Annotated in this window: 17 protein-coding genes; 2 read left to right on the top strand and 15 right to left on the bottom strand. The window is 63.7% G+C overall.

Annotated features, from left to right (window positions below; translation table 11 throughout):
* The first annotated feature begins 84 nt into the window (after positions 1 to 84).
* The gene (gene treS / locus HX855_RS11645; protein WP_177085347.1) at positions 85 to 3,432 is read left to right on the top strand and encodes a maltose alpha-D-glucosyltransferase; all 3,348 of its coding nucleotides are present in this window, start codon (positions 85 to 87) and stop codon (positions 3,430 to 3,432) included.
* Positions 3,429 to 5,663 (top strand): 1,4-alpha-glucan branching protein GlgB, encoded by a 2,235-nt coding sequence (gene glgB, locus HX855_RS11640; RefSeq protein ID WP_177085346.1) that lies wholly within the window; start codon positions 3,429 to 3,431, stop codon positions 5,661 to 5,663. The genes treS and glgB overlap by 4 nt, the downstream gene beginning before the upstream one ends.
* A 146-nt stretch (positions 5,664 to 5,809) precedes the next feature.
* Here the strand turns inward: glgB and HX855_RS11635 are convergent, their stop codons facing one another.
* The 15 genes from HX855_RS11635 to HX855_RS11565 form a co-directional block, all read right to left on the bottom strand.
* Positions 5,810 to 8,335 (bottom strand): autotransporter outer membrane beta-barrel domain-containing protein, encoded by a 2,526-nt coding sequence (locus HX855_RS11635; protein ID WP_177085345.1) that lies wholly within the window; start codon positions 8,333 to 8,335, stop codon positions 5,810 to 5,812.
* A 109-nt stretch (positions 8,336 to 8,444) separates the two neighbouring features.
* Positions 8,445 to 9,206 carry a PIG-L deacetylase family protein gene (locus tag HX855_RS11630; RefSeq protein WP_177085344.1) on the bottom strand — a complete coding sequence of 254 codons (762 nt, stop codon included), beginning with the start codon at positions 9,204 to 9,206 and terminating at the stop codon, positions 8,445 to 8,447.
* A 188-nt stretch (positions 9,207 to 9,394) separates the two neighbouring features.
* Positions 9,395 to 10,054, bottom strand: coding sequence for a glycosyltransferase family 2 protein (locus HX855_RS11625; protein WP_177085343.1), 660 nt, complete (start codon positions 10,052 to 10,054; stop codon positions 9,395 to 9,397).
* The gene (locus HX855_RS11620; RefSeq protein ID WP_177085342.1) at positions 10,051 to 10,650 is read right to left on the bottom strand and encodes an SAM-dependent methyltransferase; all 600 of its coding nucleotides are present in this window, start codon (positions 10,648 to 10,650) and stop codon (positions 10,051 to 10,053) included. The genes HX855_RS11625 and HX855_RS11620 overlap by 4 nt, the downstream gene beginning before the upstream one ends.
* A complete protein-coding gene (locus HX855_RS11615) occupies positions 10,647 to 11,405 on the bottom strand; it encodes a PIG-L deacetylase family protein (RefSeq protein ID WP_177085341.1) in 759 nt (252 codons plus the stop codon). Before HX855_RS11615 ends, HX855_RS11620 begins: the two co-directional genes overlap by 4 nt.
* Positions 11,402 to 12,397 carry an acyl-CoA dehydrogenase family protein gene (locus tag HX855_RS11610; RefSeq protein WP_177085340.1) on the bottom strand — a complete coding sequence of 332 codons (996 nt, stop codon included), beginning with the start codon at positions 12,395 to 12,397 and terminating at the stop codon, positions 11,402 to 11,404. Before HX855_RS11610 ends, HX855_RS11615 begins: the two co-directional genes overlap by 4 nt.
* 1 nt (position 12,398) lies before the next feature.
* Positions 12,399 to 14,558 (bottom strand): glycogen debranching protein GlgX, encoded by a 2,160-nt coding sequence (gene glgX, locus HX855_RS11605; protein ID WP_177085339.1) that lies wholly within the window; start codon positions 14,556 to 14,558, stop codon positions 12,399 to 12,401.
* Between the two features lie 192 nt (positions 14,559 to 14,750).
* Complete coding sequence (locus HX855_RS11600) at positions 14,751 to 14,999, bottom strand: DUF2934 domain-containing protein (RefSeq protein ID WP_177041747.1); 249 nt, start codon at positions 14,997 to 14,999, stop codon at positions 14,751 to 14,753.
* 23 nt (positions 15,000 to 15,022) lie between these two features.
* Positions 15,023 to 17,779, bottom strand: a complete 2,757-nt coding sequence (locus HX855_RS11595; protein ID WP_177085338.1) for a malto-oligosyltrehalose synthase — start codon at positions 17,777 to 17,779, stop codon at positions 15,023 to 15,025.
* Positions 17,776 to 19,860 carry a 4-alpha-glucanotransferase gene (gene malQ, locus HX855_RS11590; protein WP_177085337.1) on the bottom strand — a complete coding sequence of 695 codons (2,085 nt, stop codon included), beginning with the start codon at positions 19,858 to 19,860 and terminating at the stop codon, positions 17,776 to 17,778. The genes HX855_RS11595 and malQ overlap by 4 nt, the downstream gene beginning before the upstream one ends.
* Complete coding sequence (treZ, locus tag HX855_RS11585) at positions 19,857 to 21,608, bottom strand: malto-oligosyltrehalose trehalohydrolase (RefSeq protein ID WP_177085336.1); 1,752 nt, start codon at positions 21,606 to 21,608, stop codon at positions 19,857 to 19,859. Before treZ ends, malQ begins: the two co-directional genes overlap by 4 nt.
* Before the next feature lie 17 nt (positions 21,609 to 21,625).
* The gene (glgA, locus tag HX855_RS11580) at positions 21,626 to 23,185 is read right to left on the bottom strand and encodes a glycogen synthase GlgA (protein WP_177085334.1); all 1,560 of its coding nucleotides are present in this window, start codon (positions 23,183 to 23,185) and stop codon (positions 21,626 to 21,628) included.
* 614 nt (positions 23,186 to 23,799) lie between these two features.
* Positions 23,800 to 24,753, bottom strand: coding sequence for a D-2-hydroxyacid dehydrogenase family protein (locus tag HX855_RS11575; RefSeq protein WP_177085333.1), 954 nt, complete (start codon positions 24,751 to 24,753; stop codon positions 23,800 to 23,802).
* Positions 24,754 to 24,779: 26 nt separating this feature from the next.
* Positions 24,780 to 25,793 carry an alpha/beta fold hydrolase gene (locus HX855_RS11570; RefSeq protein WP_177085331.1) on the bottom strand — a complete coding sequence of 338 codons (1,014 nt, stop codon included), beginning with the start codon at positions 25,791 to 25,793 and terminating at the stop codon, positions 24,780 to 24,782.
* Between the two features lie 56 nt (positions 25,794 to 25,849).
* The gene (locus HX855_RS11565; RefSeq protein WP_177085330.1) at positions 25,850 to 26,281 is read right to left on the bottom strand and encodes a YqaA family protein; all 432 of its coding nucleotides are present in this window, start codon (positions 26,279 to 26,281) and stop codon (positions 25,850 to 25,852) included.
* Position 26,282: the final 1 nt, after the last annotated feature.

Below are 26,282 nucleotides of genomic sequence, written 5' to 3'. Positions count from 1 at the left end.
GATACACCGCTTTCGCGAGCAAGCCCGCTCCCACATTGACCGCGTTCCTTCAGGCAGAATTTTTCAAATTCCCAGGAGTTTCCAATGGCGAAGAAACCCAAGGCTGCCACCTTTATCAAAGACCCGCTCTGGTACAAGGACGCGGTGATTTATCAGGTTCATGTCAAATCCTATTTCGACTCCAACAACGACGGCATCGGTGACTTTCCCGGGCTGATCGCCAAGCTCGACTACATCGCCGACCTCGGCGTGAACACCATCTGGCTGCTGCCGTTCTATCCCTCGCCACGCCGGGATGATGGCTATGACATCGCCGAATACCGTGGCGTGCACAGCGATTACGGGACCATGGCCGACGCCAAGCGCTTTATCGCCGAAGCCCACAAGCGCGGGCTGCGGGTGATCACCGAACTGGTCATCAACCACACCTCGGACCAGCACCCGTGGTTCCAGCGTGCGCGCAAGGCCAAGCCGGGCTCGGCCGCGCGGGACTTCTACGTGTGGTCCGATGACGACCAGAAATACGACGGCACCCGCATCATTTTCCTCGACACCGAAAAGTCCAACTGGACCTGGGACCCGGTCGCCGGCCAGTACTTCTGGCACCGCTTCTATTCCCACCAGCCGGACCTCAACTTCGACAACCCGCAGGTGATGAAAGCCGTGCTGTCGGTGATGCGCTACTGGCTCGACATGGGCATCGACGGCCTGCGCCTGGACGCCATCCCGTACCTGATCGAGCGGGACGGCACCAACAACGAAAACCTCCCGGAAACCCACGACGTCCTCAAGCAGATCCGCGCCGAGATCGACGCTCACTACCCGGACCGCATGCTGCTGGCCGAAGCCAACCAGTGGCCGGAAGACACCCAGCTGTACTTCGGTGACAAGAAAGGCGATGACGGCGACGAATGCCACATGGCCTTTCACTTCCCGCTGATGCCGCGCATGTACATGGCGCTGGCCCAGGAAGACCGTTTCCCGATCACCGACATCCTGCGCCAGACCCCGGAAATCCCGGCCAATTGCCAATGGGCAATCTTCCTGCGCAACCACGATGAACTGACCCTGGAAATGGTCACTGACAAAGAGCGCGATTACCTCTGGAACTACTACGCCGCCGACCGTCGCGCGCGGATCAACCTGGGGATTCGCCGCCGCCTGGCGCCGTTGATGGAGCGAGACCGCCGGCGCATCGAGCTGCTTAACAGCCTGCTGTTGTCGATGCCCGGCACGCCGACCCTGTACTACGGCGATGAAATCGGCATGGGCGACAACATCTACCTCGGCGACCGCGACGGTGTGCGTACGCCGATGCAATGGTCCATCGACCGCAACGGCGGCTTCTCCCGCGCCGACCCGGCCAGCCTGGTGCTGCCGCCGATCATGGACCCGCAATACGGCTACCAGTCGGTCAACGTTGAAACCCAGACCCAGGACCCGCACTCGCTGCTGAACTGGACTCGACGCATGTTGGCCGTGCGTAAACAGTCGAAGGCCTTTGGTCGCGGCAGCCTGAAAATGCTCTCGCCGAGCAACCGCCGCATCCTGGCGTATACCCGCGAATACACGGGCGCCGACGGCAAGACTGAAATCATCCTGTGCGTGGCCAACGTGTCCCGCAGCGCCCAGGCCGCGGAACTGGACCTCTCGGCGTTCGCCGGCATGGTCCCGGTGGAGATGCTCGGCGGCAACGCCTTCCCACCCATCGGCCAGCTGAATTTCCTGCTGACCCTGGCGCCGTATGGCTTCTATTGGTTCGTGCTGGCGGCGGAAAACCAGATGCCAAGCTGGCACGTGGAACCGGCGCAAAGCATTCCGGACTTCACCACGCTGGTACTGAAAAAACGCATGGAGGAACTGCTCGAAGCCTCGTGCCGCACCACCCTGGAACAGAATGCGTTGCCGGCGTGGCTGCCCAAGCGCCGCTGGTTTGCCAGCAAGGACACGGCGATTGATGGCGTGCACATCGCTTACGGCGTGCGCTTTGGCGACCCGCAGCACCCGGTGTTGCTCAGCGAGATCGAAGTCACCAGTGCCGGGCAGGTCAGCCGTTATCAGTTGCCATTCGGCTTCCTGGGTGAAGACCAGTTCACCAGCGCCTTGCCGCAACAACTGGCGCTTGCCCGTGTGCGTCGGGTGCGTCAGGTCGGTTTGGTGACGGACGCGTTCAGCCTCGACACCTATATCCGTGGGGTGATCCAGGGCTTGCAGGCCCACACCGTGCTCAACTCCACCGATGGCGACATCCGCTTCGAGCCCACGGCTCAACTGGCCAAACTGGAATTGAACGACGAATCTGAGGTGCGGTACCTCGCCGCCGAGCAGTCCAACAGTTCGGTAGTGGTGGGCGGCAGCCTGGTGCTCAAGCTGATCCGTAAAGTCAGCGCCGGGGTGCACCCGGAACTGGAAATGGGTGCCTACCTGACCGAAGCCGGCTACGAACATATCTCGCCGCTGCTGGGTTCGGTGATACGCCATGACAACGATGGCCAGGACAACCTGCTGATGATTGCCCAGGGTTACTTGAGCAACCAGGGCGACGCCTGGGGCTGGACCCAGAACAACCTGGAGCGGGCGATTCGCGACGAACTGGCCGAAGCCATGTCCGAGCAGGAGCAGCACTACAACGCCCTCGGTGAACTGGCGGACTTCGCCGGTTTGCTCGGCCAGCGCCTGGGCGAGATGCACCTGGTGCTGGCGGCACCGACGGCCAACAAGGCCTTCAAGCCCGAGGCCACCTCCGTCAAGGACAGCCAGGGCTGGGCCAAGCAGGTGGGCGCGCAAATCGACCGCGCCCTGCAGCTGCTCAAACAGCATCAAACCCAGTTGAACCCTGCTGACCAGGCATTGGTCAGTGCTTTACTGGAGCAGAAAAAGGCCATCGCCAGTCATGTTCAGGACCTGGCGAAAGCCACGGTGGGCGGGTTGCGCATTCGCGTGCATGGCGACCTGCACCTGGGCCAGGTACTGGTGGTCAAGGGCGATGCCTACCTGATCGACTTCGAGGGCGAACCGGCGCGGCCGCTGCATGAGCGCCGCGGCAAACACAGCCCGTACAAGGACGTGAGCGGGGTGCTACGGTCGTTTGATTACGCGGCGGCCATGGCGGTGAATGTGCAGGGCGTGGATCAGTCGCCTGAAGCCAATGCGTCACGGCAGCGGGTCGCGGATCGCTACTTGCATGAAGCCAAACAGGCATTTATCCAGGCCTATCACGGGGCCACGACTACACTGGCCCATGACTGGCAGGATGCCAAAGGCCAGGACGCAGCGCTGGCGTTGTTCAGCCTGGAGAAGGCCGCGTACGAAGTGGCCTACGAAGCAGAAAATCGCCCGAGCTGGTTGCCGGTGCCGTTGCAAGGTTTGCACGGCCTGCTCAGCGGGTTGAAACCATTATCGAAAACTGCACGCGGTGGGGAGACGTCATGAGTTATTCAAGCAAAGAACCGCTGCAGCCAAAGTTGAGTGTGATGCCAGCCTCCAAGGACATTGAAGCGTTGGTACGCGCCGAGCACCATGACCCGTTCTCGATCCTCGGGCCCCATGATGACGAGGAGGGCGGTCAGTTCATTCGCGCTTTCCTGCCTGAAGCCCTGAGTGTCCAGGTGTTGGCCCGCGACAGTGGCGAACACCTCGGCAGCCTTGATGCGACGCAAGTGCCGGGTCTGTTTGTCGGGCATTTCGGCAGCCGCCAGGCGTACCTGCTGAAGATCCAGTGGGCCGGTGGCGAACAGATCACCGAAGACCCTTACAGCTTCAGCCAGCTACTGCTGGGTGAGATGGATTTGTACCTGTTTGCCGAAGGCAATCACCGCGACCTCAGCAGTTGCCTGGGTGCACAAGTGACCAGCATCGACGGGGTCCAGGGCGTACGCTTTGCCGTATGGGCACCGAATGCGCGCCGGGTCTCGGTGGTGGGCGACTTCAATATCTGGGACGGCCGCCGTCACCCGATGCGCCTGCGTCACCCGTCCGGGGTCTGGGAAATCTTTATCCCGCGCCTGCAACCTGGCGCCGCCTACAAATACGAAATCCTCGGCGCCCACGGCATTTTGCCGCTCAAGGCCGACCCGATGGCCCTGGCCACACAAATGCCGCCGGACACCGCCTCCAAAGTCGCTTCGCCGTTGCAGGTCGACTGGCAGGACGACGCCTGGATGCAGGCTCGCGGCGAGCGGCAAAAACCCAGCGCGCCGTTGTCGATCTACGAGTTGCATGCCGGCTCCTGGCAGTGCGAGCTGGACGAAGTCGGTGAAGTCGCCCGCCAGTACAGTTGGCGTGAAATGGCCGAGCGCCTGATTCCCTATGTGCAGCAGTTGGGCTTCACCCACATCGAACTGATGCCGATCATGGAGCATCCGTTCGGCGGTTCCTGGGGTTATCAGGCGCTGTCGCAATTTGCCCCGACGGCGCGCTTCGGCTCGCCGGATGATTTTGGGTTTTTCGTCAACGCCTGCCATCAGGCCGATATTGGCGTGATCCTCGACTGGGTACCGGCGCATTTTCCCACCGACACCCACGGCCTGGCGCAATTCGACGGTACCGCGTTGTACGAATACGCCAACCCGCTGGAAGGCTTTCACCAGGACTGGGACACCCTGATCTACAACCTGGGCCGCACCGAAGTCCATGGCTTCATGCTGGCCTCGGCATTGCATTGGCTCAAGCACTTCCATATCGACGGCCTGCGGGTGGATGCCGTGGCGTCGATGCTCTATCGCGATTATTCGCGCAAGGCCGGTGAGTGGGTGCCAAACCGCCACGGCGGTCGGGAAAACCTTGAAGCCATCGACTTCCTGCGCCACCTCAACGACGTGGTGACACTGGAAGCGCCCGGTGCCCTGGTGATCGCCGAGGAATCCACGGCCTGGCCGGGTGTGAGCCAGCCGACCCAACAGGGCGGCCTGGGCTTCAACTACAAGTGGAACATGGGCTGGATGCACGATTCGCTGCACTACATCCAGCAAGACCCGGTGTACCGTGCCCATCATCACAACGAACTGAGTTTCGGCCTGGTGTACGCCTGGTCCGAGCGCTTTATCCTGCCGATTTCCCATGATGAAGTGGTGCACGGCAAACACTCGCTGATCGACAAGATGCCAGGTGACCGCTGGCAGAAATTTGCCAACCTGCGGGCCTACCTCAGCTTTATGTGGATGCACCCGGGCAAGAAGCTGCTGTTCATGGGCTGCGAGTTTGGCCAATGGCGCGAGTGGAACCACGATCAACAGCTGGACTGGTACCTGCTGCAATACCCGGAACACCGGGGGGTGCAGAAACTGGTGGGTGACCTCAACCGCCTGTACCGTGAAGAGCCGGCGCTGCACGACCAGGACGACGCACCTCAGGGCTTCCAGTGGCTGATCGGGGATGACGCCATCAACAGCGTCTACGCGTGGCTGCGCTGGAGCAAGGACGGCCGGCCGGTGCTGGTGGTGGCCAACTTCACGCCGGTGCCGAGGGAAGCCTACAAGGTGGGCGTGCCGTTTGCCGGGCGCTGGAGCGAGGTGATCAACAGCGACGCCGATACCTATGCCGGTTCCAACTTCGGCAACGGTGGCGGGGCGTTTACAGAGGAAGAGCCCAAGCATGGGCAGCCGTTGTCGCTGTCGTTGAACCTGCCGCCGCTGGGTGTGTTGATCCTGCGGCCGGAAGGCTGATGCCCGGACGATGAAGAACCCTTGTGGGAGCGGGCTTGCTCGCGAAGGCGGTGTATCAGCCAACATATTCGGCGACTGACCCACCGCATTCGCGAGCACGCCCGCTCCCACACAAGCCCGTTCCCACATTGGGGATGCGTGGTGGTTTAGAAATCGATCTTTACCCCCAGTGTGCCTTCCCGGCTATTGAGCGGGTTACCGTCCATACTCCAGTTGTACCCCACCTCCCCATACACCTTCACTGCCTTCGAAACCTGCAGCGTCGCCCCGGCGCTGACCTCCATCGTGGTGGATCGCTGCTCGGTATCGATAGCCGTCGAATCATCGAACCTGACGGTGTTGGTTCCGCTTCCGGCGTGCCACACATTTGCCCGCACATAAGGTTGCACCGGCATCCCGCTGAGCGTGTAGTCGCCCCGCAAACGCACACCGAGGCGAGTGGTCACGGCGGTGTCAGCCTTGAACGAAATATCCGCGATGCCGTCGTTCTGACTGTCCAGCCAGCTACGGTCAATGATTACCTGGGCCTGGGGCTCCACTTCCCAGTGTTCGGACACGGCGAACGGCATGCCGACCTCCGCCGAGCCCGCCACGTTGTGCCCCTTGGTTTGCAATTTGATGCCCCGGCGGGATTCGTCGTGGCCGTCGAACCGGGTGCCCATCAGCACCAGGTCGAGGTAGGCACGGTTGGCGCCGATCAGTGTCCAGTAGGTGCCCAGGCTGTCGGCACGCAGGGTGATGTCGCCGGTGTCGATGTTCTGGAACCCGCCGGCAAAGCCCTGCACATTACCGGTCAGGCGGCTGTGGCCGACGAAGAACCCCACGCGCTGTGTCAGGCCGTTGTCTGAGGTCCAGGCGTACAGGTCAGTGCCCACCTGAAAGCCCGACAGCGAGCTGTCCAGGGTCGGGCTGACGGTGCCGGAGAACGACTGGCGCGTGCTGCTGCCAAATACCCTGGCCCAGCCGGCAGGCGCCGCGCCGGTCGGTTGTGGCGGGCCCTGGTCACCCATGCGCTCGTGATAGGTACTCAGCATGCCTTGGACCATCTGCTGCACGGCGGGGAACAACACCGAGTAGTCCGCCACTTCCGGACGGTAGATGGGAATGGGTTCTTCCCCGGGGAAAATGCCTGGCGTGCCCGGTGTTCCGTCGGCCGGAACCGGTGGAAAGATACCGACGTCGGGTGGGACCGGTGGAATGATGCCGCCGTCGGGCGGGACCGGTGGAATGATACCCACAGGCCCTTCCGGGGTGGGAAGGGGCGGTGCTTCGACGGATGAACGCAAGTACCAGTTTTGCGCTGTGCCGGGGGTGACGCCGCCTTTGTACAGGTAGTAATCGTAAGCCCCGGCAGACACAGCACCGCCTCTCAACGAGAAGGCCAAGTCGCTGGCCGTCGCCCCGTTGGCCGCCTGGACCACCAGGATGCCGTTCTGCACCGTCATGGCGCCGGGGCCGGCGAGGTTGGTCACGTTGATCGTCGTGCTGCCTTGCATCGTGCCTTTGTTGACCACGAGCTTGTCGCTGGGCGCGTTGTCCCCGGCCAGCACGCTTTGCAGGGCTAATTGTCCATTGTTGCCGGTGTAGTTGCCGTTGATGGTCAGGCTGTCGGTGGCGGTAGTGCTGGCGCTGGTCATGTCGATCAACCCGCCGTTGTTCACCGTGGTGAGCTGGCCGGCGGTAAAGGGGCTGATGCTGCCCTGGGTGACCAGTAGGGTACCGATATTGATGTCCATGGTCCCGGTGTGGGTGCCGGCGTCGCCGAGGGTGAAGGTGCCACTGCCCAGGGTGAACACCGACGTGTTGTTCAGGGTGATGGTTTCCCAGTGGGCGTAGCGCGACGGCGTGGCGGCCCGGGTGTTGTCGAACGTCAACGAGTCATTGCCCAGGCCGCCATCCAGCAGGGGCGTGGAGGCGATGATCGTCTCCGTCAGGGCGGTCAGGAATGCCCGGTCGGTACCGCTGCCTGTCACGATGGGGCCGTGAATCAGTCCGGCGTTTTGCCAGGTAAACAGATTATTGCCATTGCCGGCCTGAACACCGCCGGTGATATCGCCGCCCTTGACGATGATTTCGTTGCCACCGTTACCGACACTGATCTTGCCGCCAATGCTGCCGTTGGCAATGGTGATCTTGTTATTGCCATTTCCGGCCGTCATGTCGCCGTCGATTCGGCCGGTGCTCAGGGTCGCTTTATTGTCGCCGTCGCCCTGGGTCACGGAGGCAATGGTGCCGCCGCTCATGGCAAAGTTATCGTTGCCCAATCCCTGGATGACCGCCCCGGCACTGCCCTGGCTGATTTGCACGATACCGTTGCCGGCACCCTGGATGATGCTGCCGGTCACGGTGCCGCCGAACAGTTGGAAGATGTTGGCGCCGTCACCCATGTTCACCGCGCCATCGACTGTGCCCGAATTCATGGTCACGAGGTCACCGCCGGGCCCGAACGTCACGTTGCCATTGATCACGCCCGTGCCGGCGGCGGGGAACAGCAGCGTGTTGTTGCCTGCGGTGTCGACGACGCCTGCACTGCTGCCACTGCTGCAAGTGAACGCGTCGTCGCCGGCGGTGGGTACCAGCACGCAATCGGCAAGTGCAGCCAGCGGCCAGCCCGCCAGCAAGGCCGAACAGACGATTCCCAGGTGCATCCGGGTTGCAAGCCGTGCGGTCATAGTCCGCCCTCCCTGGACGCCTGCGGGGCAGGCGCACGCGCTCACGTTAGCGCCGCCCGGGAAGCGTCGCTACTGTGAGAAATAACAGGTATGGACGAGTGTGTGAGGGCTACAAAAACACAATCTCGTAGGGTTCACGCATGCGTTCCAGCAGCACCTGCGCCAGGATCGGCGCCAGGCCGATTTCCGGGTCCCCCGCCAATTGGCTGGCATAGGCATGGGCGGCATGCAGCTTGCGGGCGACGCTCCAGGTGTCGAGCCGTACCTTGCGTGCGCGCTGCCAGGGGATGGCGACTGTCTCGCGCACGGGCCAGTGCCAGGCCCAGATCGGCAGTTCGTGCAGGGGCACGCCTTTGAGCGCGCACGCCTTGGCGGCGGCTCGGCCCACGGCATCATGGTCGTCGTTGCCGTCGTTGCGCCAGGTGGTGAACACCACGTCGCCCGCTTGCAGGTAGCGTGCAATGAACTGGCTCATTTGCTGTTCACGGGCGGCCAGGGCGTTGTCGGCAAAGCCGCCGCGAATCCATTTCAGGCTGTGCAGGGGCACGCCCAGGCGGCGCAGGGCCTCGACACTTTCCTGGGGGCGCACCACGCTCAGGCGTTTGGCCGGCCACACGGTGGAGCCGGGATGGCTGGCGCTGCCGTCGGTGATGGAGATCAGTTGCAGGGCGTATTCACGGGTGCTGAGCAATTGCAGCAGACCGCCACAGGCGATCACTTCATCGCCGGGATGGGGGGCGATGACCACCACGCGACTGCCTTCGGGCACCAGGGTGGCGGGATTGATTGCCGGGATTTGCGCCAGTTGCGGGGCGCTGTTCCAGATTTGCGCGGGGCCCCGGCGGCTGTCATTAAGCGGTGCAGGTTTCATGAGTGTCACGTCCTTGTTCATCGGTGGTGCTGGCCGTACCCCGTTGACGGGACGGCTCTTGTTGATACACGAGCGTCATGCAGCGCACGCTCGCGGCGCGACGGCGTTCCAACCCTGGATTGCCGTGCAAGGAGTACAGATGATAGTTACGAATCGTCGCTTTTACACAGTCCAATGTCGCTATTTTTTCAGGGGGCCTGCATCAGGGTCTTCAGGTAATCACCAAAACCGCCCTGGGCGCGGCAATCCAGGCGGGCGCTGGTGATCACCTGGGGCGAGTGGCTCCAGGCAATGGACGCGCCGCAGCGTTCCAGTTGGCGCACCAGTTCGACGTCTTCATGGCACGGCAGGGGTTCGAAACCGCCGGCTCGCACATAGGCACCCGCGCTCACGCCGAGGTTGGCGCCATGGATATGCCGATGCCCGTCCCGGGCCTCATAGGCCTGGTGATAGCGGATTTGCGCCGCCGGGTCGAAGCCTTCGCTCCAGGCGTCCACCGTCACCGTGCCACACACCGCGTCCACCCCCAGGGCCAGTTGCGCCACCAGCCAATCCGGGGCGACGCGGCTGTCGGCGTCGGTGCAGGAAATCCAGCGCGCGCCGTTGTTCAACAAATACCGCGCGCCCACGCCGCGCACGTGCCCCACGTTACGCGCCTGCACCTCCAGGCTGTGCACCTGGTATTGGCGGGCAATCGCGGCACTGCGATCGCTGCAACTGTCGAGCACCGCCAGAATCTGCACCTCTTCACCCAGCAACCCCGGATGACTGGCCGCCACCATCGCGGCTTTCAGGCATTCGGGCAGCAGTGTTTCTTCGTTGTGCACGGGTATCAGGATGCCGATCATCGCAGCCCCTCCAGGGTCGCAACCGTGGTGCCGTCATGGCTCCACAGGTCCAGTAGAAAATCGCTTTCGTGATGCTGTATCAGCGGCGGCATGCCCAGGCGTTGTCCGAGGCGCGCATGCACCTGTTCCGCCGTCTGCGGGCAGCCTTCGATGGGCGGGCGCCAGTGGCAGGCGAGGAGTTGTCCGTCAGGCGTCAGCGAGGCGAGGGCGCGATCAATCAGCCCGTCGAAGTCCTTCGGGTCGAGGTAGTAGCACAGCTCGCTGAGCACAATCAGCTCGAACGTCTCGCTGGGCCACTGTTCCGGCAAGCGGCTCTGTTGCACCCTGGCGTGGCTGTAGCGCTCCAGCCGGGTCTGCGCCAGGCTGACGGCTGCCTGCGCCGTGTCACAGCACAGCAGGCGGTCGCAACGCGGGGCCAGTTCGAAGCTCAGCTCACCGTTGGCGCAGCCGGGTTCAAAGATCGAGGCGTAGTGCGGCCGCGTCAGCAGCGCCAGGGTCAGCGCGCGCTTGCGCCGTTCGTACCAGCGTTGGCGAAAGGCCCAGGGATCGTCGTTACCCGCAAACAATTGGTCGAAGTAGGGCGTGGCGACACTCATACAAACACCACTTCAAAAGGTTGTAGCAGACGCTCCAGCACATAGGGCGCGAGCACCGGCGGCAGGCCGATCTGCGGGTCACCTTCCAACTGGCTGGCGAATGCGTGGATCGCGTGGCGTTTGCGGGCCACGGCTTCAGGTGTCAGGAGGATTTTGCGCGCGCGGTGCCAGGGCACCTGGCTGTCTTCGGGGGTTGCCCAGTGCCAGGTCCACACGGGCAGTTCCAGCAAGGTCGCACCCACGGCCCGGGCCGCCTTGGCACTGGCGCGGCCTACGGCTTCGTGGTCGCAATGGCCGTCTTCGCGCCAGGTGGTGAAGACCACGTCGCCCGGCTTGAGGTAGCGCTCGATAAATTGACTCAGGTCGTCTTCACCGGACGCTACCTGGCTGTCGCTGAAACCTGCCCGCAGCCACTTCAGGCTGTGCAAGGGCAAGCCCAGGCGATGCAACGCCTGGGCCGACTCCTGCGGCCGCACCACACTCAGGCGTTCCACCGGCCAGCGTTGCGAGCCCGGGTGACTGGCGCTGCCGTCAGTGACGGAGATCAACAGCATGGGCCGGCCGAGGGCGGCAAGCCCTTGCAGCAGGCCGCCGCAGCCCAGCACTTCATCGTCCGGGTGCGGGGCGATGATCACGGCGCGACTGCCTTCAGGCACCAGGTCGGCAATATCGACGCAGGCCAGCCCGGCCAGGTGCGCCGAGCTTTGCCACAGGTGCAACGGCGTGCCCTGGCCGACGATAGGATTGGTTTTCATAGTTGCCACTGCCCTGTGGTGTCGGCGACGTGTTGACCGAGGGCGGCCAGGTCGCGCTCGGCATGGCTTTGACGGACGTACACCGGCAGGTCCGCCATCAGTTGGGCAAAGTGCGGGTCCTTGCAGTAAGGGCCTGCGCCCAGCGCCCGGCCCACATGGCGCACCACTTGCTCCACCGAGTCTTCGACACAGGCCCGTGCCTGTTGCGCCAGGCGTTGGGCATTGGCTTTGGGCTGGCGGTCGATGTGTACGGCGCTGTTGCGCAGTACGCAGGCGGCGCTGTGCAGGGCACTGTCGACCGCGCCCAAATGGGCCAGCGCATGGGGCTCCTTGCTCCGGGCGCAGTGCTCGCGCAGGGCTTCGGCCAGGCGCTGTGCGGCGCCGTACCAGCAGGCCGCGATCCCGATCCCGCCCTGCCAGAAACCGGCCCGTTCCAGATAATCACCGGGGCCGCCCACCGCCAGCCCGGTGGCACGGTCGAACAACACCTCGACACTGCCCGTGGCCGCCATCCCCACTGCCTGCCAGCCGTCACCGGTGACGGTCACCCCCGGCTGTTCCATTGGCACCGCCACCAACTGTTGGCGATCCTCGTCGTCCCAGGCCGTCAGCAAACCATGGCTGACCACCGCCGCACCGGAACACCAGGCCTTGCGGCCTTCCAGTACCAGGCGCTGGCCGTCGCGCCGCACCCGCACCCTGGCCGTGGGCGGCTCGGCGGCCCACATCCCCCAGGTGCTGCCAACAGGCGGGAGCGGGCTGTCCAGTTCAGCGATGATTGCCAAGGCATCGGTATGCCCCTCGAACAACTTGCACAGCCCCAGGTCATGGCCGCCTACCTGGGCCAGGCGACTGAACCGTTGCAGGGTCTGGCCGCTGCCCGGCCGGGGCAATTGATCCAGGCCACTTTCTACCAGGGTGCCCAGCGCGCGGCCCAGGGCCGGTGTGTCCGGGTAACCCAAGTGATGGTGCAGAAAATCGTGCAAGTCCATTTCACGCCTCTTCCTCTTGCTGCAATTCAAACAGCAACAGCGAACGCCCGGTGACGGCGTATTCATGATCGAAATCGAAACGCTCCTGGCCTCGCACCGACGGCTGGTTGGTGTCGAGCATGCAGGTCCAGAAACCACCGTCCGGTACCGGCGGCAGGCGGAAATTGACCATGTCGTGGTGGGCGTTGACCACCAGCAACAACGTGGCGTCAGCCCCCGGGCGGCGAATCCCGGTTTCCTGGGCGCGGCCATCCATCAACATGCCCAGGCAACGCCCGTGGCTGTCTTGCCATTGCTCGGTGGTCATTTCATCACCGCTGGGCGCCAGCCAGGTGACGTCCTTGACGCCGATGTCTTCGTTGTAGTCGCCCACCAGGAAGCGTCCGCGCCGCAGGATCGGGTACGCCAGGCGCAGCTTGATCAGGCGCTTGACGAACTTGAGCAGGGCCTTGCCGTCTTCGTCCAGGTCCCAGTTGATCCAGCCGATCTCGCTGTCCTGGCAGTAGGCGTTGTTGTTGCCGTGCTGGGTGCGGGCGAACTCGTCACCGGCCACCAGCATGGGGGTGCCTTGGGCCAGCAGCAGGGTGGCGAAGAAATTGCGCATCTGGCGCAGGCGCAGCGCGTTGATTTCCGGGTCGTCGGTGGGGCCTTCAACGCCATGGTTCCACGACAGGTTGTTATTGCTGCCGTCCTGGTTGTTCTCGTCGTTGGCTTCGTTGTGCTTGTCGTTGTAGGACACCAGGTCGTGCAGGGTAAAACCGTCATGGGCGGTGATGAAGTTCACCGAGCTGTAGGGGCGACGGCCACGCTGGTTGAACATCTCGCCCGAGGCGGTCATGCGCCCGGCGAAGTCGGCCAATTGGCCGTCATCGCCTTTCCAGAACGAGCGCACGGTGTCGCGGAAGCGGTCGTTCCATTCCACCCAGCCCGGCGGGAAACCGCCCACCTGATAACCACCGGGGCCGCAGTCCCAGGGCTCGGCGATCATTTTCACCTGGCGCAGCACCGGGTCCTGGCGGCAGGCCACGAGGAAGCTGTGGCGCTCGTCAAAGCCGTCGCGGTAGCGGCCGAGAATGGTGGCCAGGTCGAAGCGAAAACCGTCGACGTGCATCTCGGTGGCCCAGTAGCGCAACGAGTCGGTGACCATCTGCAGCACGCACGGGTGGCTCAGGTCCAGGGTGTTGCCGGTGCCGGAGTCGTTGATGTAGAAGCGCTTGTCATCGGGCATCAGGCGGTAGTACGACGCGTTGTCGATGCCGCGCATGGACAGGGTCGGGCCTTGCTCGTTGCCTTCGGCGGTGTGGTTGTAGACCACGTCCAGAATCACTTCCAGCTTGGCTTCATGCAGGTGCGCAACCATCTCCTTGAACTCGGCGATCTTGCCGCTGGCCAGGTAGCGCGGGTCCGGCGCAAAGAAGGCAATGCTGTTGTAGCCCCAGTAGTTGGTCATGCCTTTTTGCAGCAGGTGCTGGTCGTTGACGAAGGCGTGCACCGGCAGCAGTTCCACCGACGACACGCCCAACTGGCGAATGTGCTTGAGCACGTCGTCGACCATCAGCCCGGCGCAGGTGCCGCGCACTTCCTCAGGCACCGAAGGGTGGCGCATGGTGATGCCGCGCAAGTGGGTTTCATAAATGATCGTGCGGTCCCACGGCGTACGCACCGGCTGGTCGTTGCCCCAGGTGTGGGCCGGGTCGATGACTTTGCATTTGGGCACGAAGGGCGCGCTGTCGCGCTCGTCGAAACTGAGGTCGGCGTCGGGGTGGCCGATGGTGTAGCCAAACAACGCCTCGGACCACTTGAGTTCGCCCACCAATTGTTTGGCGTAGGGGTCGATCAGCAGTTTGTGGTGGTTGAAGCGATGACCGTTGGCCGGGTCATAGGGACCGTACACGCGATAGCCGTAGATCAGCCCTGGGTGGGCGTCGGGCAGGTAGCCGTGGAAGGTCTCGTCGGTGTATTCCGGCAGTTCGATGCGTTCCAGTTCGACTTCGCCGCTGTCGTCGAAAATGCACAGCTCGACTTTGATGGCGTTGGCCGAGAACAGCGCAAAGTTGACCCCCAGACCATCCCAGGTCGCGCCGAGGGGGAAGGGCAAACCTTCACGAATCCGCGACGGCTCGTTTTCCGGCGTCGAGTTGGGCTTGTTGGGTTTGCTCATTGAGGTGCTCCTGCAAAAGGTTTTTCCGGGCCGAACGAGGCCTTGCCGGCGTGAAGCCAGATGAAAATCTTGAATTGGATGCGGTTTCCCCTGTGGGAGCTGGCTTGCCTGCGATGGCGGAGTAGCTGGCGACATCGATGCTGAATGTGCCGCCGCCATCGCGGGCAAGCCCGCTCCCACAAGGGGCCTTTGTCAGCTGGCGGGCTTGCGCGGCGCCTTGGGTTTTTTGTCGGCAACAGGCTTGGCCGGCGCTGCTGCGGCCTTGGGTTTCGGCGCGGCTTTGGGCTTGGCGGCAGCCTTTGGCTTGGATGGCGTCAGCGCTTCGGCTTCCGCCAGTTTGCGCGCCATCTCCCAGTGTCGCGCATCTTCGCCGTGGGGTTTACCTTCAGACTCCCAGATCTGATGCGCCAACTCGCGTATGCGTTTGTCTTCAGTACTCATCGCAATGCTCCTCACAGAAAATTTCAGCTTTCTTGATCATCAGGATTGATAAAGACATTGACCGGGAAGTCCCCCAGGGCAGCGCTGATCATGAGCTCCTTGTTGGGTGTGACTGCGCCTGTTCGGAAAAGTCCCTTCCAATTTCGGGTTGGAGCGGCGAACGGTAACCGGACCCGGGTATCGCCCCAAATCTGCGCGTTGATCAGCGGGTACACACCGTTTTCAAGCAGCCCGTGAGGCCAGCGCGGCACCACCACCAGCAACTGTTTGCCCTGGTATTCCCGGTAGAAGGCAACCACCCGTTCGGCCTGCTCGCCCACCACTTCCAGGGGGTCGTAAGTGCCCTGGCGAAACAGCTGCGGATACGCCTTGCGCAGCGCCAGGACCTGGCCGATCAGTGCCTGCTTGAGGCGCCCGTCATGCCAGTTGAACATCAGCTCGCCGATGTCCGGCGGCGTGTGCAGCCCCTGTTCTCGCGCGTGAAAGTCCACCGGCCGGCGGTTATCAGGGTCCACAAGCGTGAAGTCCCAGAACTCATCGCCCTGATATAAATCCGGCACGCCCGGCACGGTGAGCCGAAGCAAGGATTGCGCCAGCCCGTTGACCGCGCCCGCCGGGGCGATGGCCTGGGCGGCTTCGCCGATGGCGTCGCGCAGGGCCTTGCCGGAGTCCTCCAGCAGCAGCCGTGACAGGAAGGCTTCGACACCCTGTTCATACAGCTCGTTGGGCGCGCTCCAACTGCTTTGCAACTTGGCTTCGCGCAGGGCTTTCTGTTGCCACTGCCAGAGGCGCTGGTGATAGTCCGCCAGGCCCTCGGCATCGTCGCGGTGCAGGTCCAGGGGCCAACTGCCCAGCAGTACCTGATAGAGGATCAGTTCGTCACCGGCCGAGGGCGTATGGGCATCGCTGCGCAGGCGGGCGGCCAGGGTGCGCCATTGCTCCACCTGTTCGGCGTACCAGTCGGCGCATTCGCTGAGCACCGCCAGGCGCGCGCGGGTGTCTTCGCCGCGCTTGTGGTCGTGGGTGGCGGTGGCCAACAGGTTATCGGGAAAGGTCTGCAGGCGCTGTTGGTTGGCGGCGTGGAAGTCGTCCAGCGGCGCGCTGAATTGCTCGGTGCTGAAGCCCACGTCATTGCGCGACAGCAACACCCCCGAGCGATAGAACGCGGTGTCTTCCACGGCCTTGGCCGCCGCCGGAGACGTGAGTTGCTGGAAACGCACGCAGGCGTGCTTGAGCATCTTGCGTTCGCGGCCCAGCGGGCGGTCGCGCCAGGGCTGGCCACCGAGCCATTTTTCCAGGCAGTCGAGCACCGGCCAGTCGGCTTCGCTCAAGGTGCTGCGGGCACCGGCCAGGGCTTGCAGGAAAAACACGTCATCCCGTTCGCTGCGGCCCCGGGCGCTGATGTAGGTGCGGTACACCGGGAAGTGCACGATCAGTTCCTGCAAGGCCCGGCGAATCGCACCCAGGGTCAGGTCGCGGCTCATCACATCGTCCCGGGCCACTTGCAGCAGGGCCTGGGCCACGCTTTCAAAGTCGCCGGCCAGGGAACCGTTGAGGATCTGCTGGCGGGCCAGCCATGCTTCTTCGATAAACGCAGACGGGCGTTCGGTGTGGCGAGTCCATAAGTCAGCCAGGGGTTCGAAGCCTTTGGGGTCGTGTTGCAGCAACGACAGCTGGTTCATGAATTCGTAGCCGGTGGTGCCGTCCACGCACCAGTCTTCGCGCAGGGTTTCGCCTTCGCCGAGGATCTTCTCGACGAAGATCGGCAGGTGCCGCCCGCCCGCCAGTGAGTCGACGCGGCGCCGCAGCTTGCGGCAGTACCCGCGCGGGTCGGCGAGACCGTCGATATGGTCGATGCGCAGGCCGTCGATCAGGCCTTCGCCGATCAACTGGAAGATCTTGCCGTGGGTCGCTTCGAACACCGCGCTGCGCTCTACCCGCAGGCCGCCCAGCTCGTTGACGTCGAAGAAGCGCCGCCAGTTGATATCGTCCGCCGCCGTGCGCCAACTGGCCAGGCGGTAGCTCTGTTGTTCCAGCAGGTGGTGCAGGCGGGCAAAACCGTCGGGCTGGCGTGCGTCGTAGAGGTCAATGTTGTCTTCGATGGCCTTGAGGGTTTCGGGATCGCGGGCCGCTTCGATCAGTTCCTGTTTCAGGGCGGCGGCCTGGGGGTAGGCGTCCGGCTGATAGGCCAGGCTGCTGAAGCGATCGGCCAATGCCTTGATGGGCACCAGTTCGCCGTATTCCCGTGGGCAGATCGGAAAGCGGTGTTCGTAATGCTCCACAAAAAAGCTGCCGTGCCCTGGGTCGAAGCGCAGGGGCAGGGCGCCGGATTGCAGGGCTTCGCCGTAGTCGCTGCCGAGGAACGGCATCAACAGTTGGCCCTTGAGCAGCGGGTCTGGGGAGTGCCATTGAATGTCGAAGAATTCGCTGTAGGGACTCAGCCGGCCCCATTCCAGCAGGTCCAGCCACCACGGGTTATCGGCACCGCCAACGGCCATATGGTTGGACACGATATCGAGGATCAGGCCCATCTGGTGTTCGCGCAGCGCGGCGACCAGCCGGCGCAGCGCCGGTTCGCCGCCCAGTTCTGGATTGACGGTGGTGGGGTCGACCACGTCATAGCCGTGCATCGAGCCGGCGCGGGCGCTCAGCAGCGGCGAGGCGTAGAGGTGGCTGATGCCCAGTTCGGCGAAGTACGGCACCAGCGGCACGGCATCGTCGAGGGTAAAACCCTTGTGAAATTGCAGGCGTTGGGTGGCCCGCAGGGTCAATGGCTTCATCGGTCACGCTCGTGGGCCTGGAGGCGCGCCACGGCCAGCAGCTCAAGGCGGCGGGCGGCGTTTTCATCATCGAGCAGGGTGGCTGCAGCGCCCGGCAGGCGACGCCGCCAGTTCGGGTGGGTGTCGGTGGTGCCGGGCAGGTTGGCTTGCTCCTCCACGCCCAGGGCATCTTCCAGGGGCAGCAACACCAAGGGCGCGCGGGTGTGGCCCAGGTAGCGCACGCTGGCATCGATGACGTGGTCGGTTTCGTTGCGCACTTCCTCGGTGAAGTTCTGCGGGTCCTGGCTCAAGGCCTGGCGCAGCGCCTGGCGTTCCCGCAGGCGGTGTTCGCTCCATTGCTCCACGGTGGGCGCATCGATCAGGCCCAACTGGATATTCCAGTCGATGTCCCGGCTGTGCCACCAGCCGTTGAGGGTCGGCAAATCGTGGGTGCTGGTGGTGGCCAGGGCGTTGTCCGGCCAATCCAGAATCGGCTTGAACTGGCCGCCGTGGTCTTGTTCGAACAGCAGCACGCGCATGCCGAGGATCGAGCGGGCGATCAGCTTTTCCCGCAGGCCGTCAGGCACGGTGCCGAGGTCTTCGCCGAGGACGATCGCCTGATGGCGGCTCGATTCCAGGGCCAATAGCCGCAGCAGGTCATCCACCGGGTAATACAGATAGGCTCCGTCCCGCGGCGAGGCGTCCATCGGGATCACCCACAGGCGTTGCAGGCCCATCACATGGTCAATGCGCAAGCCGCCGGCATGGGCGAAGTTGGCCCGCAGCATTTCGATAAACGCGCGAAAGCCATTGCGCTTGAGGCCTTCCGGGGAGAAGGCGGAGATGCCCCAGCCCTGGCCGGCGCGGTTGAGAATGTCGGGTGGCGCACCCACGGTCAAGTCTGCCAGCAGTTCATCCTGGCGGCTCCAGGCCTGGCTGCCGCCGCCATCGGCGCCCACCGCGAGGTCGGCGATCAGGCCGACGCCCATGCCACTGCCGCGCGCTGCTTGTTGCGCGCGTTCCAGGCAGCGGGCGATCAGCCATTGGCTGAACGCGTAGAAGCCGATTTCATCCCGGTTGGCTTCGGCGAACTGTGCCAGTGCCGGGCTTTGCGGGCTGTGCCAGTCCTCGGGCCAGTGGCGCCAGTCGAGGCTCTCGCCGTTGGCCGCACGTTCGGCTTGCACGGCTTCGAAGCGGCAGTGGTTTTCCAGGGCTTCGCCGCCGGCCTGTCGAAAGCTCAGGAAGTCGGCGTGTTGTGGGTGATCGCCCTGGCGGAAGTCTTCGTACAGGGTGCGCAACAGGCGCTGCTTGGCTTTGGCGGCGGCCGGCCAGTCAATCAGGCTTTGTTGCTCAAGGTCGTTCAACTCGTCGGCCAGGCCGCTGGCGTCGATGGCGATTTGCACGGCGCGTTCGCCGAGGATGCAGCCGGGGGACGCGTACAAGCTGTTGAGGAACAGGCGACTGGAGGGGGAATACGGGCTGAAGCGCTCGGTGTCGGCGCTGAACATCGCGTGCATCGGGCTGATGGCCAGCGCATCGGCGCCACGCTCGGCGGCGGAACGGGCCAGGTGTTCCAGGGCCTGGGTGTCGCCAAAGCCACCGTCGCCTGCGCGGCGCAGGGAATACAGTTGGGCACTCAGGCCCCAGGCGCGGGCGGTTTGGGTGTCGACTGCTTCAGCGACGGTGTAGCAGTGAGTGGGCGCGACGGCCAGGGTGAAATGCTGGTCGGCGATATGCACTTGCTGGTAGCCCACCGGGATCGAGCCGGGCAACACGGCGTCATCGTCCAGTGTCAGGTCGAGCACGCTGGTGTCTTCGAGGTGAATCTGGCAGGGCGTGCCCGGGGCGAAGTAGCGCGCCAGGTCCAGGCCGGCGCCGCTGTCGACGGTCATCAGCGGTGGCAGGTGCTTGTCTTGCTGCACGCGCTCCAGGTCCAGCAGGCTGGCTTCGATGGCGGCATCGCTGTCGGCCGGGTGGCCCAGGCCTTTGAGTACGGCGCGCAGGGCGTCGGGTTTTACATGTTGCGGGCGGCCGTTAGCGTCGATCCAATCGACGGCCAGGCCCGCTCGGCTGGCGAGTATTTCCAATTGCGCATCGCTCAAGGGTGCTCTCCAACAGGGGAATGGGTCAGGCTGACGCGGGCGCTGAAGGGAGCCAGGTGTTCGGCTCCACTTTCCTGCGTCACAAATAGGAGGTGCTCGGCGGCCGGGTAGTTCAGAGAATCGGCGCTCAGGTTGAGGTCAATCTGCAACAGGCTGCCGTTGCCCAGGCGCCAGCGCGCGGTGACCACGCCTTCCGCCAGCACTTGGGCGCCCAGGGCCACGCTGCCCGGCAGGTGCGGCACGATGTGCTGGTGGCGCAGGCTCAGCAGGTGGCGGTACAGCTGGGAGTCGCTACAGTCGGCGAGGGCGGGTGCCGAGCGGCGGAAGGTTTGCAGGGCGTTGGGGTCGGGAATGCGTGCCCGGCGTTCGGGGTCGCTGAATGCGGCAAAGTCGGCAAACTCGTTGCGCCGGCCTTCGCGTACCGCCTCGGCCAGTTCGCCGTGGTGGTCGGTGAAGAACAGGAACGGCTCCTCGGCGTTGACCTCATCGCCCATAAACATCAAGGGGATCATCGGTGACATCAGCAGCAAGGTGGTCGCCGCGCTCAGGGCCTGGGGCGAGCACAGTTGATGCAGGCGCTCGCCCAGGGCGCGGTTGCCGATCTGGTCGTGGTTCTGCAGGAACAGCACAAACGCGCTGGGCGGCAGGTGCCCGCTGGGCTCGCCGCGTGAGTGGCCGTGGCGGGTGGTGTGGCCCTGGTAGATAAAGCCTTCGCTCAGGCAGCGCGCGAGCTTGCCGGTGGGGTCTTCGGCGAAGTCGGTGTAGTAGGCGTCGGTTTCGCCGGTGAGCAGCACGTGCAGGGCGTTGTGGCCGTCGTCGTTCCACTGGGCATCGAAACCGCGCTCCAGCAGGCTGGCCTGGTTGAATTCGTTTTCCAGCACCAGCCACACGTGGCGCCCTTCATCGACCTGCAGGCGTACGCGCTCGGCCAACTCTTCAAGGAACCCGGGGTCGTTGATGGCGTGCACGGCGTCCAGGCGCAGGCCGTCGAAACGGTATTCCAGCAGCCACATCAGCGCGTTATCGATGAAGAAATCCCGGACTTTCCGGCGATCAAAGTCGATGCCGGCGCCCCAGGGCGTGTGCACGTCTTCGCGAAAGAAGCCCTTGGCGTAGGTGCCGAGGTAGTTGCCGTCGGGGCCGAAGTGGTTGTAGACCACGTCGAGGATCACCGCGAGGCCATGGTGGTGCGCGCTGTCGATCAACTGTTTCAGTTGTTCGGGCGAACCGTAGGAGGATTGTGGGGCGTAGGGCAGGACCCCGTCGTAGCCCCAGTTGCGTTCGCCGGGGAACTGGGCGATGGGCATCAGCTCAATGGCGGTGACGCCCAGCTCCGCGAGGCGCGGCAGGTGTTTCTCGACCTCGGCGTAGCCCCCCAGCACGCCCACGTGCAGCTCGTAGATCACGGCTTCGTGCCAGGGCCGGCCTTGCCAGTGGCTGTGGCGCCACTGATAGGCCAGTGGATCGACCACCACGCTGAAGCCGTGAACATCCGTGGCCTGTGCCCGGGAAGCCGGGTCGGGAACGTCCTGTTCACCGTCGATGCTGTAGCGGTAGCGTGTGCCCGGCGGGCATTGCAGCTGCACCACAAACCAGCCATCGGCCTGGGGCAGCATCGCTACCGATTTACCTTCTTCAAATTCCACGCTGACATAAAACGCGTCTGGCGCCCACAAGGCGAAACGGGTGTGTTCCGCATCCAGCATGATCGCGCCGTGGGGCCAGGTTTCCAGAGTCCTTGACGGCATCTATGAAGACCTCTTTTTTACTGTTTCCCCGATCTTCCCAGCGCTTTCGCCACCAGTTGTTCGTAAAGTTCGGCGTAGGGTTCCACTGCCTGGCACCAGTTGAACGGTGCGGCCATGGCCCGGCAACGCATGGCGTTGAGCAGGCCAGGGAAGGCGAAGACCTTGAACGCACGGCTCAAGGCCGCTTCGTAGCTTTCGACGGTGGATTCGTTGAACAGGAAACCGGTGACGCCATTTTCGATGGTGTCGGCCAGGCCGCCGGTGTTGCGGGCTACCGGCAACGAACCAAAGCGCTGGGCATACATCTGGCTCAGGCCGCAGGGTTCATAACGGGACGGCATCAGCAGGAAGTCGCTGCCGGCAAACATGCGCCGGGCGTCAGTCTCGTTGAAGCCGATGCGCACGCCGATCTGCCCGGGAAAGCGCAGGGCCAGGGCGCGCATGGCTTGCTCTTCTTCCGGCTCGCCGCGACCGATGATCGCAATCTGGCCGCCATTTTCGACGATAAAACTGGAGACCGCTTCCGTCAGGTCCAGACCTTTTTGATAGACCAGGCGTGACACCACGGCGAACAACGGGCCGGTGGAATCATCCAGGCCAAACAGCTCGCGCACATGGGCGGCATTCACCGCCTTGCCTTCCCAGTCACCAATATTGAAGGGGTGCGTCAGGTGGGGGTCGGTGGACGACTCCCAGCTTTCATCGATGCCGTTGGGAATACCGCTGAGCAGGCCTTGCTGGGTCTTGCTGGCGAGGAAGCCGTCGAGGCCGCAGCCGAATTCGGGGGTGGTGATTTCCTGGGCGTAGGTCGCGCTGACCGTGGTGATATGGCTGGAATACGCCATGCCGGCCTTCAGGAATGACAGCTTGCCGTAGAACTCCATGCCTTCCTGTTGCAAGGCGTGTTCGGGAATCCCCAGTTCCGGGCACGAGGCCAGGCTGACCACACCCTGGTAAGCCAGGTTGTGGATGGTGAACAGGGTCGGGGTGCGTGACCCACGCCAGTGCATATAGGCTGGCGCCAGGCCGGCGGGCCAGTCATGGGCGTGCACCAGGTCCGGGCACCAGTGGATTTGCGCCAGGTTGGCGGCAATGTCGGCGGCGGCCAGGCCCAGACGAGCGAAGCGGATATGGTTGTCGGGCCAGTCACGGCCGTTGTTGGCGCCGTAAGGGGTGCCTTCACGCTCGTAAAGCTCGGGGCAGATCAGCACGTAGATGACCAGGCCATCCTTGAGGTCCATGCGCCCGATCTTGCACGGTGGCAACGCGGCATGGCCGCCCAGCTCGCCGATGATATGAATGGGGTTGTCACTGTCGAGCACCTGCGGGTAGCCGGGGATCAGCACCCGCACATCGTGCAGGTGCGCCATGGCGCGGGGCAGGGCGGCGGACACGTCACCCAGGCCGCCGGTTTTCACCAGGTCAGCCAGTTCCGAGGTCACAAACAGTACTTTCTTGCGATTGGGATTCTGACTTTGAACCGGCCGCAGCGTGTTGGGCAGGTCGGCCAATGAGGTCGGCCCGCCAACCGGCTGACTAAAACGCTCTCCCTGAGTATCTACAGCGGCACTGATCATAGTTCTCTCCCATGTGTTGGTCGGCTGATGGCATATGGCAATCAGCAAAGGTTGACCGCATCCTGCGGCCAGGCGCACAAGCGCTACACAGACTGGCAAGCCTTATGCCAGTTGTGTTGGAGTCTTAAATAGAGTGGATGGACGGGCGTTCGGCGTGAACCGTCAGCGCTCGCCTTACCTTAAACCTGACCTACGGCAGAGTTGGAAAGTTTCGATTTTTTGCGGGGTTTTTGTTTTGGAACGGACCCATCGGTCATGAGTCTAGGACAAGATCCAGAGCCCGTGGGGTCTGTGGGGTAATTTTGTAGGACAAATTTTTTTCATGTGCAGGGAAGGGCCGTTCTCCCGTGGCGAGAAGGCTTTTTATGGCGAGGGGGCTTGTCCTGTGGTGAGGGAGCGTGTCCCTGTGATGAGGGAGCTTGTCCCTGTGGTGAGGGAGCTTGTCCTGTGGCGAGGGGGCTTGTCCCCCGTCGGGCTGCGCAGCAGCCCTTTAAAAGCCGTGGTGCACATTCAGGCAGAGCGCCGTGTCTGATTTGGGGCCGCTGCGCGACCCAACGGGGGACAAGCCCCCTCGCCACAAGGTAGTGGGCGCCCTTAAATGGTGCGGCGGGTATTCAAGACAACGGGCGAACGGGTTGGCCGTTGGCCCATGCCTGAATGTCTTCGATCATCTGCTCATAGAACTGACGGTAGTTCTGCTGGCTGACATAACCGACATGTGGCGTGGCCAACACGTTGGGCAACTGCCGGAACGCATGCCCCTCAGGCAATGGCTCCTGGGCGTACACATCCAGGGCAGCGCCGGCCAGCCGGCCATGGGCCAAGGCGTCAATCAAGGCGGCCTCATCCACAATCGGCCCGCGTGCGGTGTTGACCAGATGCGCCGTAGGTTTCATCCAGCCCAGCGCCTCGGCGTCCACCAGCCCGCGGCTGCGGTCACTGAGCACCAGGTGAATCGACAGCACGTCCGCCTGTTCAAACAGCTCGCGCTTGCTGACCCAGGTCACGCCGGCTTCGGCAGCACGTTCCGGCGTGAGGTTTTCGCTCCAGGCAATCACCCGCATGCCAAATGCCTGGCCGTATTTTGCGATCTTCTGGCCGATACTCCCCAGCCCAAGGATTCCCAGGGTCTTGCCGTACAGGTCGCCACCCAGGCCCACTTGCCAACCACCGGCCCGCAGGGAGTTGGCTTCGGCCAGCAGGTTGCGGGTGGACGCCATGATCAGCGCCCAGGTCAGTTCCGGGGCCGCGTGCTTGTAACTGTCGGTGCCGCACACCTGGATACCCAGGGCCTTGGCGGCAGGGATGTCGATGGCCGCGTTGCGCATGCCGCCGGTCACCAGCAGCTTGAGCCTGGGCAAGCCTTGCAGCAGCGCCTGATCGAAAGGGGTGCGCTCGCGCATCACGCAGATCACCTCGAAGCCCTGCAAACGCTCAATCAGTGTGGCGGTGTCCGCCGGGTAATCGTGGAGGAAGTGCACCTGGCCCACGGACGCCAGGACTGACCAGTCCACCACGCCACTGGCCACATTCTGCCAATCATCAATCACTGCGATCTGTACCGACATTCACGCGTGCCTCGAAAAAGGTTGGATTAGAGGGCGTTCAGCCCGTGCAACAGCGCCTTGTGAAACTGTGCCGGCTCTTCCATTTGCGGCGCATGGCCCAGGCCCGGGAACTCCACCAGGGTGGCATGGGGGATCAGCTTGGCCACTTGCTTGCCCAACACGGCGTAGTTGCCGATCTTCGCCTTGACCGCCGGTGGCGCGATGTCTTTGCCAATGGCGGTGTTGTCGGCGGTGCCGATCAGCAGCAGGGTGGGCATCTGCAGGTCCTTGAACTCGTAGTACACCGGCTGGGTGAAGATCATGTCGTAAATCAGCGCCGAGTTCCATGCCACCTGGGTGTGGCCGGGGCCCTTGTTCATGCCGGCGAGCATCTGCACCCAGCGCTCGTATTCAGGCTTCCAGTGGCCGGCGTAGTAGGTGTCGCGCTCATAGTTGCGGATGCCGTCGGCGGTCAGCTTCAGTTCGCGCTCGTACCATTGGTCCACGCTGCGGTAGGGCACGCCAATGGCTTTCCAGTCTTCCAGGCCGATGGGGTTGACCAGCGCCAGTTGCTCGGTTTGCTCGGGGTACAGCAGGGCATAGCGCGTGGCAAGCATGCCGCCGGTGGAGTGGCCGAGGAGCGTGGCCTTTTGAATGCCGAGCTTTTCCAGCAGTTGGTGGGTGTTGATCGCCAGTTGCTGGAAGCTGTACTGGTAGTTGTCCGGCTTGCTGGAGGTGCAGAAACCCACCTGGTCGGGGGCGATCACCCGGTAGCCGGCGTCGCTCAAGGCCTTGATCGAGTCATCCCAGGTGGCGCCGCAGAAATTCTTGCCGTGCATCAGCACGATGCTGCGGCCATTGGCCTTGCCTTTGGCCGGCACGTCCATGTAGCCCATTTGCAGGGATTTGCCCTGGGACTGGAAGGTGAAGTGCTCCACCGGATAAGGGTATTGGAAGCCTTGCAGTTCGGGGCCGTAGGTCGGGCCTTCTGTCGCGGCAAAGGCGGGAAGGGCACTGCCGAGCAGCAGGCTGGCGACGCAGAGTGAGCGGATGTTGGACATGGGTTCAAGCTCCGGAAACAGTGCCCGGATGCTGTGGCGAGGGGATTAACGGGAGATTAAATCCAGTGCAGGGTGAGCATCGCCAGCACCCCGTAACGGGCGCTTTTGGCCAGGGTCACCAGCAGCAGAAAACGCCAGAACGGCTCGCGCATCACCCCGGCCACCAGGGTCAGCGGGTCACCGATGATCGGCACCCAACTGAGCAACAATGACCAGTGTCCCCAGCGTTGATAGTGGGTACGGGCCTTTTCCAGGTGTTTCGGGCTCACCGGAAACCAGCGCCGCGCCTTGAAGCGCTCCACCGAGCGCCCCAGCAGCCAATTGACCACCGAGCCCAAGACATTGCCAACCGTTGCAACCACCAGCAGCAGCCACAGGCTGTAATGCCCGCTGATCAACAGCCCCACCAGTACCGCCTCCGACTGCATCGGCAACAGCGTGGCAGCGCCGAAGGCGGCAAAAAACAGCCCCAGGTAACCGGCGAGCATC

Source organism: Pseudomonas sp. IPO3778 (genome assembly GCF_013386825.1).
Taxonomy (GTDB): domain Bacteria; phylum Pseudomonadota; class Gammaproteobacteria; order Pseudomonadales; family Pseudomonadaceae; genus Aquipseudomonas.
Note: the sequence above shows the minus strand (reverse complement) of the source record. Positions and strands in the feature narration are given on the sequence as shown.

What these genes read in the sequence shown, in the direction of transcription:
- treS (WP_177085347.1), top strand. Translation starts at nt 85, where the DNA reads ATGGCGAAGAAACCCAAGGCTGCCACCTTTATCAAAGACCCGCTCTGG.
- glgB (WP_177085346.1), top strand. Translation starts at nt 3,429, where the DNA reads ATGAGTTATTCAAGCAAAGAACCGCTGCAGCCAAAGTTGAGTGTGATG.
- HX855_RS11635 (WP_177085345.1), bottom strand. Translation starts at nt 8,335, where the DNA reads ATGACCGCACGGCTTGCAACCCGGATGCACCTGGGAATCGTCTGTTCG.
- HX855_RS11630 (WP_177085344.1), bottom strand. Translation starts at nt 9,206, where the DNA reads ATGAAACCTGCACCGCTTAATGACAGCCGCCGGGGCCCCGCGCAAATC.
- HX855_RS11625 (WP_177085343.1), bottom strand. Translation starts at nt 10,054, where the DNA reads ATGATCGGCATCCTGATACCCGTGCACAACGAAGAAACACTGCTGCCC.
- HX855_RS11620 (WP_177085342.1), bottom strand. Translation starts at nt 10,650, where the DNA reads ATGAGTGTCGCCACGCCCTACTTCGACCAATTGTTTGCGGGTAACGAC.
- HX855_RS11615 (WP_177085341.1), bottom strand. Translation starts at nt 11,405, where the DNA reads ATGAAAACCAATCCTATCGTCGGCCAGGGCACGCCGTTGCACCTGTGG.
- HX855_RS11610 (WP_177085340.1), bottom strand. Translation starts at nt 12,397, where the DNA reads ATGGACTTGCACGATTTTCTGCACCATCACTTGGGTTACCCGGACACA.
- glgX (WP_177085339.1), bottom strand. Translation starts at nt 14,558, where the DNA reads ATGAGCAAACCCAACAAGCCCAACTCGACGCCGGAAAACGAGCCGTCG.
- HX855_RS11600 (WP_177041747.1), bottom strand. Translation starts at nt 14,999, where the DNA reads ATGAGTACTGAAGACAAACGCATACGCGAGTTGGCGCATCAGATCTGG.
- HX855_RS11595 (WP_177085338.1), bottom strand. Translation starts at nt 17,779, where the DNA reads ATGAAGCCATTGACCCTGCGGGCCACCCAACGCCTGCAATTTCACAAG.
- treZ (WP_177085336.1), bottom strand. Translation starts at nt 21,608, where the DNA reads ATGCCGTCAAGGACTCTGGAAACCTGGCCCCACGGCGCGATCATGCTG.
- glgA (WP_177085334.1), bottom strand. Translation starts at nt 23,185, where the DNA reads ATGATCAGTGCCGCTGTAGATACTCAGGGAGAGCGTTTTAGTCAGCCG.
- HX855_RS11575 (WP_177085333.1), bottom strand. Translation starts at nt 24,753, where the DNA reads ATGTCGGTACAGATCGCAGTGATTGATGATTGGCAGAATGTGGCCAGT.
- HX855_RS11570 (WP_177085331.1), bottom strand. Translation starts at nt 25,793, where the DNA reads ATGTCCAACATCCGCTCACTCTGCGTCGCCAGCCTGCTGCTCGGCAGT.
- HX855_RS11565 (WP_177085330.1), bottom strand. Translation starts at nt 26,281, where the DNA reads ATGCTCGCCGGTTACCTGGGGCTGTTTTTTGCCGCCTTCGGCGCTGCC.